The 12,135-nt window shown below is 40.5% G+C and carries 12 protein-coding genes; all 12 read left to right on the top strand.

Features of this window, described 5'->3' with window-relative positions; all coding sequences use genetic code 11:
• The first annotated feature begins 44 nt into the window (after nucleotides 1-44).
• The 12 genes from ACTS4L_RS01230 (at nucleotide 45) to fusA (ending at nucleotide 12,120) form a co-directional block, all read left to right on the top strand.
• Nucleotides 45-590 carry an OmpH family outer membrane protein gene (locus ACTS4L_RS01230; RefSeq protein ID WP_440616172.1) on the top strand — a complete coding sequence of 182 codons (546 nt, stop codon included), beginning with the start codon at nucleotides 45-47 and terminating at the stop codon, nucleotides 588-590.
• A 155-nt stretch (nucleotides 591-745) separates the two neighbouring features.
• A complete protein-coding gene (rpsU, locus tag ACTS4L_RS01225; RefSeq protein WP_117002909.1) occupies nucleotides 746-958 on the top strand; it encodes a 30S ribosomal protein S21 in 213 nt (70 codons plus the stop codon).
• 136 nt (nucleotides 959-1,094) lie between these two features.
• Nucleotides 1,095-1,541: a GatB/YqeY domain-containing protein gene (locus tag ACTS4L_RS01220; RefSeq protein WP_440616170.1), complete on the top strand. Its 447-nt coding sequence runs from the start codon at nucleotides 1,095-1,097 to the stop codon at nucleotides 1,539-1,541.
• Between the two features lie 9 nt (nucleotides 1,542-1,550).
• The gene (dnaG, locus tag ACTS4L_RS01215) at nucleotides 1,551-3,335 is read left to right on the top strand and encodes a DNA primase (RefSeq protein WP_440616169.1); all 1,785 of its coding nucleotides are present in this window, start codon (nucleotides 1,551-1,553) and stop codon (nucleotides 3,333-3,335) included.
• Between the two features lie 147 nt (nucleotides 3,336-3,482).
• A complete protein-coding gene (gene rpoD, locus ACTS4L_RS01210; protein ID WP_440616168.1) occupies nucleotides 3,483-5,396 on the top strand; it encodes an RNA polymerase sigma factor RpoD in 1,914 nt (637 codons plus the stop codon).
• Between the two features lie 50 nt (nucleotides 5,397-5,446).
• A complete protein-coding gene (locus ACTS4L_RS01205; RefSeq protein WP_440616166.1) occupies nucleotides 5,447-5,836 on the top strand; it encodes a DUF1425 domain-containing protein in 390 nt (129 codons plus the stop codon).
• Between the two features lie 87 nt (nucleotides 5,837-5,923).
• Nucleotides 5,924-6,952, top strand: a complete 1,029-nt coding sequence (gene recA / locus ACTS4L_RS01200) for a recombinase RecA (protein WP_440616165.1) — start codon at nucleotides 5,924-5,926, stop codon at nucleotides 6,950-6,952.
• Complete coding sequence (locus tag ACTS4L_RS01195) at nucleotides 6,939-7,382, top strand: regulatory protein RecX (protein ID WP_440616164.1); 444 nt, start codon at nucleotides 6,939-6,941, stop codon at nucleotides 7,380-7,382. Before recA ends, ACTS4L_RS01195 begins: the two co-directional genes overlap by 14 nt.
• A gap of 120 nt (nucleotides 7,383-7,502) precedes the next feature.
• The gene (locus ACTS4L_RS01190) at nucleotides 7,503-8,795 is read left to right on the top strand and encodes an adenylosuccinate synthase (RefSeq protein WP_440616163.1); all 1,293 of its coding nucleotides are present in this window, start codon (nucleotides 7,503-7,505) and stop codon (nucleotides 8,793-8,795) included.
• Between the two features lie 335 nt (nucleotides 8,796-9,130).
• Entirely contained in the window at nucleotides 9,131-9,505 is a 375-nt protein-coding gene (rpsL, locus tag ACTS4L_RS01185) for a 30S ribosomal protein S12 (protein WP_119327900.1), read from the top strand.
• Nucleotides 9,506-9,534: 29 nt separating this feature from the next.
• On the top strand, nucleotides 9,535-10,008 hold the full coding sequence (gene rpsG, locus ACTS4L_RS01180; protein ID WP_440616162.1) for a 30S ribosomal protein S7: 474 nt from the start codon (nucleotides 9,535-9,537) through the stop codon (nucleotides 10,006-10,008).
• A gap of 15 nt (nucleotides 10,009-10,023) precedes the next feature.
• On the top strand, nucleotides 10,024-12,120 hold the full coding sequence (fusA, locus tag ACTS4L_RS01175; protein WP_440616161.1) for an elongation factor G: 2,097 nt from the start codon (nucleotides 10,024-10,026) through the stop codon (nucleotides 12,118-12,120).
• Nucleotides 12,121-12,135 lie beyond the last annotated feature (15 nt).

The raw sequence follows: 12,135 nt of genomic DNA, 5'->3' as shown, positions 1-12,135 counted from the left end.
TTATTATCAAAATTTTAAATTTAAGTTAAATGTAAGGAGTAAATATGAAAAAATTAGCAATGATCGGTTTGGCATCAATGGCTGTGACCAGTGCAGCTTTTGCGACAGATGCAAGCAGCCTAAAAATCGGTTTGGTTAATCCAGTTGAGATATATCAAGCAGTGCCACAAGGTGAACAGAGTATTCAGGCATTGCAAACGAAGTTAAAGCCAAAGGCGGATGAGTTGCAAAAGCAACAGCAAGGTTTGATGGAAAAGATGCAAACTTTGCAAACTAATGCGCCAACATTAACGAAATCTGATCTGGATAAGCAACAAAAGGCATTAACCGGCGAGCAAGCTAAGTTCAAACAACAAGCAATGGCATTTAAGCAAAGCGAGATGCAGCAAGAGCAGAGAATCGCTCAAGACTTCCAAGCAAGCTTTAATACAGCTGTAGAGTCTGTTGCTAAAGAAGGTAAATATAGCCTCATCCTAAGCTCGCAAGCAGTAGCCTATGCAGCCCCTGATTTGAAGGTGGATGTGACGGATCAAGTCGTAGCACAAATGAAAAAGCAAGACGCACCTAAAGATAAAAAAGATAAAAAATAGAGAAATTCTTTGCCTTTCAAAAGAAAAGTTTGTAGACTTAGCGCGCATTTAATTTTAGCTGTCTTTAGAGTATTCAATGAAATGGATCAAAAGAGTATAAATTAGATAATTGATTTTAAGAAAAATTTAGATGGCATTTAAGCGAGGTGAGATGTATGCCAGCAGTACGTGTAAGAGAAACAGAACCGTTTGATGTTGCATTGCGCCGTTTTAAGCGTAGCTGTGAAAAAGCGGGAATCGTTTCTGAGCTTCGTCGTAGAGAGTTTTATGAGAAGCCAACATGGGAGCGCAAACGCAAAAAAGCAGCTGCAGTTAAGCGTTCAATGAAGCAGTCTATGCGTTCAACGCCAGCAGCAGCTCGCCGCTAGGAAGTAGAAGAAGTAAAAGATTGCAATAAACAGTCGGCCAGCTATGCTTAACGGTGTAGTTGGCTTCTGTATTTATGGCAATTAGAAAATTATACATATACTTAATTTAATAAATGAAACTGTTAGGATTTAGCAAATGTCTGAAATACGCGCGCGTCTTGTTGAAGATATGAAAACCTCAATGAAAAACAAAGATAAAAATCGTTTATCAACGATCCGTATGGCGTTGGCAGCGTTTAAGCAAAAAGAGGTTGATGAGCGTGTTGAGGTAACTGAGGATAATGTGATTAGTATCCTGACAAAAATGATCAAGCAACGCAAAGATTCTGCAGAGCAGTTTAAGCGCGCAGGCAGAGAAGAGCTTGCACAAAAAGAGCTTGATGAAATTGAAATTTTACAAGTCTATTTACCAAAACCACTATCAGAAGATGAAATTATTGAAATTATCCAACGTGCTATTTTAGAAGTTGGTGCCTCTTCAGTGAAAGATATGGGTAAGATTATGAGTGCGATAAAAGCAGAGCTTAACGGTCGTGCTGATATGGGTAAAGTCGGTTCAATGATCAAATCACAATTATCGTAAATATTTGCCATGAAGGGGAATATTCCCGCTGATTTCATCCGTCAAATTGTCGCATCGACGGATATTGTCGACGTGATTTCAAAATATGTCACGCTCAAAAAAACGGGCAAAGGCTTCATGGCGTGTTGCCCATTTCACAATGAAAAAACGCCATCATTTTCAGTCAGCCAAGACAAGCAGCTATATCATTGCTTTGGCTGTCATGCCTCTGGTGATGTCATTGATTTTATTGCAGATTATAATAGCTTAAGCTTTATTGAGGCGGTTGAAGAACTTGCACTAATGCAGAATCTTGAAGTGCCTTATGATCAAAGTGGTAAAGATCAATCCAAAGATAAATTAACGCAATCAATCTATGATGCCTTACAAGCGGCAAATAAATATTTTCAATGGTGTTTGCGCTTTGATGCTGATAAAGATGAGGTTGTTGAGTATATTAAATCGCGGGAATTAACAGCAAAAACAGCGAAATATTTTCAAATGGGCTACGCGCCAAATCAATGGCAAGCGCTATACGATGTGTTGAAAAAACAATTTTCATTGGATGTTTTGGATCAAGCAGGCTTAGTGATCCGTAAGGATAAGGGGGGAGCGTATGATCGCTTCCGTGAGCGTTTGATGTTTCCAATACGTAATCGCAGAGGTTCTGTGGTTGGTTTTGGCGGTCGGGTGTTACCTAATAAAGATGCTAACCCTAAATATCTTAACTCACCTGAAACGCCGGTTTTTTTTAAAAGTCATGAATTGTACGGTCTATATGAGCTTAAGCAGCAGCACAAAAATCCCGAACATATCATGGTGGTTGAGGGCTATATGGATGTTATTGGCTTGCATCAACATGGCTATACCACAGCAGTTGCGACATTGGGAACTGCTTTATCAACGTCGCACTTAAAGACCTTATTTCGCCACACTTCAGAGATAATCTTATGCTTTGATGGTGATTCAGCTGGGCAAAATGCGGCTTTAAGAGCATTTGAGATGGTGCTGCCTGTGCTAGATGAGCATAAAAAAGCACGATTTTTGCTGTTGCCCAAAGAGCATGATCCTGACTCATATATTAAAGAAATGGGATTGGAAGGTTTTAAGAATGCTTTAACCGAAGCTTTAAGTGCTGCTGATTTCTTTATTCAAAATCTATTAGGTAAATATGATTTAAATAGCGCAGATAGCTTGGCGCAATTGATTGAAGAGGCAAAGCGAGTACTAAAGGCTATTCCTGAGAGTGCTTATACGCTAACGATTATTGAGCAATTGGCTAAAGCAACAGACGTATCTTCGCTGCAGTTGCAACGGATGATCAAACAAAAAGCGCATGATGCACAGCAAAGTAGTGACAACATGCAGCTAAAACGTTGGCAGTTAAACGTTAATAAGCTGAGCTTGGTTGAGAAAGCATTGGCGTATTTGTTAAGCATGCCGTCAGAAGTGCATGATGCGCTCAGTGCACAATCGATGATAGAATTTGAGTGTGTTACAGAGCAGCACTTTATTTTGCTTGATGCTTTGAAAATAATCAGGCAAAATGACGGGCTGTCTTCTGCTGTGCTTGTGCAAATGCTTGTTGAAAAATATCCGCAATTTAAGGCGTATTTCTATCAGTTATTGCAAGCACAAAGTGAGCTTGATGCAGTGCAGCTTATTGATGAATTAATGGCGATGTTAGATAAGATAATGAAGCAGGCATGTCAAAACGAATTAGAACACCTGATATTAAAAGCAAAAACATCTATCTTAACAGCGACAGAAAAACAAAGAATGCAAGCAATTTTATACAAAGTAGAAAAAATATAGCTACACTTGATTTATGTTGCTAAATCGCCAAAGGGGAAAGCGCAAAAAGGCAGTAAATTACGCAAATAAGGCGTAGACATATTGTATCTTTGTGCGTGCTTTGCGTGATGAATATAAGTAGTTAAGAAACTTAGAAGTGAGATTTTAATGTCAGATCAAACAAAAGAACAACAACTCTCAAGAATCAAAGAGTTACTCGCGTTGGGGCGTGAACAAGGTTATTTGACCTATGCCGATGTGAATGATTATCTGCCAGATGAAATTACTGATCCTGAGCGCATTGAAGAAGTGATTCAGATGATTAATGATGTCGGTGTTAAGGTCTTTGAATCTGCTCCTGATGCGGAAGATTTGTTATTACTTGAAGCTGAGTCAGAAAACACGTCAGATGATGATGCGGTGCAAGCACTATCTTCTGATGGTGATTTTGGTCGCACGACTGATCCTGTTAGGATGTATATGCGTGAAATGGGAGCAGTTGATCTATTAACACGCTCGGGTGAAATAGAAATTGCTAAACGGATTGAGCATGGCACTAAAGAGGTGCTTAATGCTTTGTCTGAATATCCTTATGTGATCAAGTCATTGTTGGGGCGCTATCAGGATTTAACCGATGCAGCACGTGAAGAGCATATGCAGCTTGAGGATGAGGAAAGAGAGGAGATGCCACTGTATAAGTTCATTAAATTTTCTGATTTAATTTCAGGCTTTAATGAAGGAGATGAGATTGATGCGTCAGGCACTGATGTTGGTTCAATGCTTGATAACCCAGAAGAAACGCTAGAAGAAAGTCAAACAGAAGAGAGTGACTCTAGTGATGAAGGAGAGGAATCAAGTGGTGGTACGGTAGATACCGCCGAAGATACAGGTCCAGATCCTGAGGTGGCAGCACAAAAATTTGCCGAAATTGAAGCTAAGTTTAATTATTTGCTAGACCAAGAGGTTGGAAGCAAAGCATATATTAATGCTGCAAGTGAAGTATCGACTTTGTTTTTAAGTATGCGTTATACCAGTGCGCAATTGAACCGCATGATTAATTCAATCCGTGGCTTGGTGACTGAAATTCGCGGACATGATCGTAAAATCATGCGTTTATGTGTAGAAAAAGGCAAAATGCCTAAGCAGTATTTTGTGTCACGTTTTCAAGGTCGAGAAACCGATACTGACTGGTTGGATGGTTGTATTGAAAAATACCCTGATCTTATCAATGTGCTTGAAGATGCCAAAGCAATTCAGGTCAAACTTGGATTGATTGAAGATCGTGCCGATATGTCAATTTATGACTTACGCGAAGCCAGTAAGCGTATTTCAGTAGGTGAAGCAAAAGCACGACGCGCGAAAAAAGAGATGATTGAAGCGAACTTACGTTTGGTTATCTCAATTGCTAAGAAATATACCAATAGAGGCTTACAATTCTTGGATTTGATCCAAGAGGGTAACATTGGTTTGATGAAGGCGGTTGATAAGTTTGAATACCGTCGTGGCTATAAATTTTCAACCTATGCAACTTGGTGGATTCGTCAGGCGATTACACGTTCAATCGCCGATCAGGCGCGCACGATTCGTATCCCTGTGCATATGATCGAGACGATTAATAAGCTTAATCGTATTTCGCGTCAAATCTTACAAGAAACGGGTAAAGAAGCAACACCTGAGGAATTAAGCCAACATATTGATATGTCGGAAGATAAGATTCGTAGAATCATGAAAATTGCCAAAGAGCCAATTTCAATGGAAACACCCATTGGTGATGATGAAGATTCTAATCTGGGTGATTTTATCGAAGATGGCGTGTCTGATTCACCAGTGGATAGTGCGACAAGCGAGAGTCTACGTGAAGTGACTAAAGATATTCTAAGTACATTGACTGAGCGTGAAGCCAAAGTATTACGTATGCGTTTTGGGATTGACATGAATACCGATCACACGTTAGAGGAGGTCGGTAAGCAGTTTGATGTGACGCGTGAGCGTATCCGTCAGATTGAAGCCAAAGCGCTACGTAAGCTAAGACACCCATCGCGTTCAGAAACATTAAAGAGCTTTTTATCTGAATCATCATAAGTTTATCTTTTAATTATCAGTTTTATTGACGTATCAAAGGAGTTATAAAAATGGATATGATTAAGCTTAAATATGCAAGTATTGCTAGCTTGTTGGCCTTAGGGTTAACAGGATGTGCTAGTCGTTGTATTACCATTCCAGCCAATGCAACATCTGCAGAGAGTTTTGGCTCAGGCTTTGGGCAGCTAAAAGCCATGCAACCAGTAGTGAAAGCATCAGCAGGTGACACTATTCAAGGACAAGTATTGGTGCAAAACAAAAAATCAGCAACCCAAAACTTTCAATATCAAGTGCAATGGCTAGATAAAAGTGGCTTTAATGTCGGGCAGCCACAACCGTGGACGCCAATAGAGGTATATGGTGATTTGCAGAAGATGATTACCTTTAGCGCGCCAACACCAGATGCCACAAGCTATAATATTTCTTTTTGTCGCGTGTAGAGTATTATCCCTTTTGTTCATTCCACATAAATGTTACATTAATTCCCGTGTTTTAAATCTTAAAAATTTATCTATTCGAGGAAGTTTATGAGCAATAAAGAACAAGCATTAAATTCGGCATTAGCACAAATTGAAAGACAATTTGGCAAAGGCTCTATTATGCGGATGGGTGATACCGATTTAGCTAAAGATATTGATGTTATTTCGACTGGATCAATTGGTTTGGATGTTGCCTTAGGTGTTGGAGGTTTACCAAAAGGACGTGTGGTTGAGATCTATGGCGCGGAGTCTTCAGGTAAAACAACGTTAACATTACAAGCGATTGCACAGTGTCAAAAAAACGGTGGAACAGCAGCTTTTATCGATGCTGAACATGCGCTTGATCCAGTATATGCCGAAGCCTTGGGAGTTGACCTTAAAAGCCTAATCGTGTCACAACCAGACACAGGCGAACAAGCGCTTGAGATTACTGATATGTTAGTGCGCTCAGGTGGTGTTGATATTGTTGTTGTTGACTCGGTTGCCGCATTGACGCCAAAAGCTGAGATTGAAGGTGAGATGGGTGATTCACATATGGGCTTGCAGGCACGTTTAATGTCGCAAGCTTTACGTAAATTAACCGCAAATATCAAGCGCTCTAATACATTGGTTGTATTTATTAATCAGATTCGTATGAAGATCGGTGTAATGTTTGGCAATCCTGAGACGACTACTGGAGGTAACGCATTGAAGTTTTACTCGTCAGTGCGTTTAGAAATTCGTCGCGGTAGCCCAATTAAAAAGGGTGATGAAATCTTAGGCAATGAGACTAAGGTCAAAGTCGTTAAAAATAAAGTTTCTCCGCCATTTAAACAAGCAGAGTTTGATATTCTCTATGGTGAAGGGACATCTCTTGAAGGTGAGTTGATTGATTTGGGTGTGAAATATAATCTAGTTGATAAAGCCGGTGCGTGGTACAGTTATAATGGTGATCGAATCGGCCAAGGTAAGGATAATGTGCGGGTTTATTTAAAAGAAAACCCACATATCAAAGAGAACTTGCATAAAGCATTGATGGCAACGTTGTTACCGAATGCTGCTAAGGATAAATCAGTAATAAGCGATGCCGAAGAATAATAACGAACGCTATTATCTTTTCTATCTGTTATCCAAACAAGAATATTCCTATGCTCAACTAAAGCAAAAACTTATTCAGCGCAACCATATTTCATTGACTGAGATTGAATCCTTATTACAGGAGTTTATTGATAATAATTGGCAATCAGATGAACGTTGTGCTGAGCTTATGATTAAAAGTGCACTGTATAAGCATTATGGTTTGTTGCGGATTAAACAAAAGCTTGTTTACGAAAAAGGTATACATGTAAGCACTTTTGAAAAGGTACTCAATGCGTTGGAGGTTGATTGGTTTGAGCAAGCGCAGCTATGCTATCAAAAGAAATATCATGATAAAGCGCAAGATCCAAAAGAAAAACAAAAGCGTGTGCAATATCTGCAGCGTCAAGGTCATAGCTTAAGCATGGCATTAGACGTTGTTTCAAGTTAAAGGGCATATCCGCTTAACTATACAATCTAGGGCAAGACAAATAAAACTCAAGCATTTTGTTTGTCAAGTTTATCAAAAATCTTTAACATGCTACTGTAATTAGCAAAGTAAGGAATTTCAGTGAACCATAATATTGTTATCTTAGGTAGCCAGTGGGGTGATGAAGGTAAGGGTAAAGTCGTGGACTTTTTGACAGATAAAGCCGATGCCGTCGTGCGCTTTCAAGGTGGGCATAATGCTGGACACACCTTGGTAATCAATGGTGAAGTGACTAAGCTGCGCTTAATCCCATCAGGTATTTTGCATGAAGGTGTCAAAAGCTTTATCGGCAATGGTGTCGTGGTTTCATTGGAAGCTTTACACTCTGAAATGGATGAGCTGTTGGCGCGTAATGTGCCAGTGCTTGATCGCTTGCGTATTAGCGAAGCATGTCCTTTAGTGTTACCTGTACATGTTGCCTTAGACGAGGCGCGTGAAGCGGCATTGGGCGATCAAAAGATCGGTACGACAAAGCGTGGCATAGGACCGGCGTATGAAGATAAGATTGCGCGTCGCGCGATTCGCGTTGGAGATTTGGCGCATCCTGAGAAATTAAAAGCAAAGCTTCAGACGTTGCTTGATTTGCACAATTTCACATTAAAGAACTATTATAAAGTTGATGTGAACTTTGATTTGGACGAAACGTATAATTCATTATTAAATTATGCCAAAACCATTTTGCCAATGATCACTGATGTATCAGCAGAATTACATGCCATTCGCGTTAATAAAGGCAAAGTTATCTTTGAAGGTGCGCAAGGCACATTGCTTGATATCGACCATGGAACCTATCCATTTGTCACATCATCCAATACGATTTCAGGGACTGTGGCATCGGGTGCAGGTTTTGGACCATGCTATATCGATGCAGTTGTTGGGATTACTAAAGCCTATACCACACGTGTTGGTAGTGGCGCGTACCCAACAGAGTTATTTGACGAGATTGGTGAGCACTTGGGTGTCAAAGGTTGTGAGTTTGGTACAGTAACAGGGCGTAAGCGCCGCACAGGTTGGCTTGATTTGGTCGCATTGCGTCGTGCGATTGAGATCAATAGTATCACGTCTATTTGTTTGACAAAGCTTGATGTTCTAGATGATTTGTCAGAAGTTAAGGTTTGTGTCGCCTACGAACTAGATGGTAAGGAGGTCTCTTACCCGCCTTATGACAATGCCGACTATGTGCGCTGTAAGCCAATTTATAAGACATTAAAAGGCTGGTCCAAAGAGACGTTTGAACAAACGGATTATAACAAATTGCCTCAAGCAGCACGTGATTATGTCACCTTTATCGAAAAAACGCTTAATGTACCCATTGATATTATTTCAACGGGTCCTGAGCGCAATCAGAATGTGATTGTAAAGAATATTTTCTAGAGCCTAAGATTGTTATTTGTTATTGTGCCCTGAGTGTAAGGTGAAGGATGAATATGCAGACAATAAACTTATAAAGGCTTTGACTTACGCTCAGCTAGCGTTAACCGTACCCTGAGCATGAGTCGAAGGGCAGTTTCTATCTATAGAATGACTTCGACTTTGCTTGGTAAACATTTATGCAGTGGGAATGTGTGAATGTTGTCATAGTTGGATTCAATTCGATTAATCAAAAACCTAAATCCATTTCTTGCAAAACAGCATCGCTTTTGTATATAATGCCGCGTCTTTTTATATTTATGCAAAGATTAGATGTTTAAAAAACTACGGAGTAAATAATGGCAACTATTAACCAGTTGGTGCGCAATCCGCGCAAAAAGAAGGTTGTAAAAACAAACGTGCCAGCGTTGAAAGCATGTCCGCAAAGACGTGGTGTATGTACGCGTGTTTATACAACAACCCCTAAAAAACCAAACTCAGCGTTAAGAAAAGTAGCGCGTGTGAGATTGACAAGCGGTTTTGAAGTAACGACTTATATTGGTGGTGAAGGTCACAACTTACAAGAGCATAGCGTTATTTTGATTCGCGGTGGTCGTGTAAAAGACTTACCAGGTGTGCGTTATCACACAGTTCGCGGTGCGCTTGATACTTCAGGTGTTAAAGACCGTAAGCAAGGCCGTTCTAAGTATGGTACTAAGCGTCCTAAAGCATAAGTTTAATTTGTATTTAAAGGAAATATAAAATGTCTAGAAGAAATCGAGCACCAAAACGCGAAGTGTTGCCAGATCCGAAGTTTAAAAACGAGATCGTTGCAAAATTTATCAATCACATCATGTTATCAGGTAAAAAGTCTGTAGCCGAGAGAATCGTCTATGGTGCTTTTGACCAAATCGAAGCTAAAAAATCAGGCGAAAAAGCGACTGAAGTTTTTGAAAAAGCTTTAGAAGCTGTGGCACCTATGGTAGAAGTTAAGTCACGCCGTGTCGGTGGTGCAACTTACCAAGTTCCTGTTGAAGTGCGTCCAGAGCGTCAAATGACGATGGCAATGCGTTGGATCATTGATGCTTCACGTAAACGTAAAGAAAAGAGCATGGCATATCGTGTTGCAGCTGAATTGATGGAAGCTGTGGATGGACGTGGTGCTGCTGTTAAGAAGCGTGAAGATACACATAAAATGGCAGAAGCAAACAAAGCCTTTGCGCATTTCCGTTGGTAAGATTGGAGAATATTTATGTCACGTACGACAGAACTTGAAAAGTATAGAAATATTGGAATTTGTGCTCACGTAGATGCGGGCAAGACAACGACAACTGAACGTGTATTGTTCTATACAGGTGTTTCTCATAAAATTGGTGAAGTACATGATGGTGCTGCGACAATGGATTGGATGGAGCAAGAGCAAGAGCGTGGAATCACAATTACCTCTGCGGCTACCACTGTTTTTTGGCAAGGTATGGATCAGCAGTTTGACAAGCATCGCATCAACATTATCGATACTCCGGGACACGTTGACTTCACGATCGAAGTTGAGCGTTCTTTGCGTGTATTAGATGGTGCAGTCGTTGTGTTTTGTGGTTCATCAGGTGTTGAACCGCAATCAGAGACAGTATGGCGTCAGGCAAATAAATATGGTGTGCCACGTATTGTTTTTGTTAACAAAATGGATAGAGCAGGTGCAAATTTTGAGCGTGTTGTTGGTCAAATTAAAACACGCTTAAAAGCGACTGTAGTGCCGGTACAGTTAAACATTGGTGCCGAAGATGAATTTAAAGGTGTTATTGATCTTGTTCGCATGAAAGCAATCATGTGGAATGAAGAAGATAAAGGCTTAACATATTCTTTAGAAGAAATTCCAGCTGAACTTCAAGAGCGCGCTCAAGAGCTTCGTCAAGAGATGGTTGAAGCGGCAGCCGAAGCCAATGAAGAATTGATGGAGAAGTATCTTGAAGGTGGTGAATTAACAGAAGATGAAATTCATTCAGCCTTGCGTCGCCGTGTTATCGATAATGAAATTGTGTTAGCATTCTGCGGTTCTGCATTTAAAAACAAAGGTGTACAAGCCGTTCTTGATGGCGTTGTTCGTTACCTTCCGGCGCCAAATCAAGTTCCAGCAATTAAAGGTGAGCTTGAAGATGGCACTGAAAGTTCACGTGTATCTTCAGATGAAGCGCCTTTTGCCTCTTTAGCATTTAAATTGGCAACAGATCCATTTATTGGTAACTTGACATTCGTTCGTGTTTATTCTGGTGTATTAAAGTCAGGTGACTCAGTATATAACCCAGTTAAAGGCAAGAAAGAACGTATTGGTCGTATTGTACAGATGCATGCCAATAAGCGCGAAGAGCTAAAAGAAGTTCGTGCGGGTGATATTGCAGCTTGTATCGGCTTAAAGCAAGTTACAACGGGTGACACGCTATGTGATGAAAAGCAAATTATCACGCTTGAGCGTATGGAGTTCCCTGAGCCAGTGATCTCAGTTGCGGTTGAGCCAAAATCAAAAGCAGACCAAGAGAAAATGTCAATTGCTTTAGGTAAACTAGCGGCGGAAGATCCATCTTTCAGAGTACAAACAGATGAGGAGTCAGGTCAAACCATTATTTCAGGTATGGGTGAGCTTCATTTGGATATTATTGTTGATCGTATGAAGCGTGAATTTAAAGTCGAAGCAAACGTCGGTAACCCGCAAGTGGCATACCGTGAAACGATCAAACAAACGGTTGATGCTGAAGGTAAATTCGTACGTCAATCAGGTGGTCGTGGTCAGTATGGTCATGTATGGGTTAAGCTTGAGCCACAAGAAATGGGTAAAGGCTTTGAGTTTGTTGATCAAATCGTTGGCGGTGTCGTTCCTAGAGAATACATTAGCGCGGTTGGTAAGGGTATTGAAGAGCAATTACAAAATGGTGTAATCGCAGGTTACCCTATGATCGATGTTAAAGCGACACTTTATGATGGTTCTTACCATGATGTAGACTCATCTGAGATGGCATTTAAAATTGCAGGCTCTATGGCAGTTAAATCAGGTGCGCAAAAAGCAACGCCTGTTATTCTTGAGCCTTTGATGAAGGTTGAAGTGGTTACGCCCGAAGAGTACATGGGTGATGTGATCGGTGACTTAAACCGTCGTCGCGGCATGATCTCAGGTATGGATGAAAACCCAAGCGGTAAAGTCGTGGATGCATTGGTGCCATTGGCAGAAATGTTTGGTTATGCAACAAATGTGCGTTCAATCTCTCAAGGGCGCGCATCATTCTCCATGGAGTTTGAAAAATATGCAGAAGTACCAAGCAACATTGCAGAAGACATCATTAAAAAGCGTAACTCATAATTAGAAGGTTTGAAT

The sequence above is a fragment of the Cysteiniphilum sp. 19S12-1 genome, assembly GCF_052030685.1.
Lineage (GTDB): Bacteria > Pseudomonadota > Gammaproteobacteria > Francisellales > Francisellaceae > Caedibacter.
Note: the sequence above shows the minus strand (reverse complement) of the source record. Positions and strands in the feature narration are given on the sequence as shown.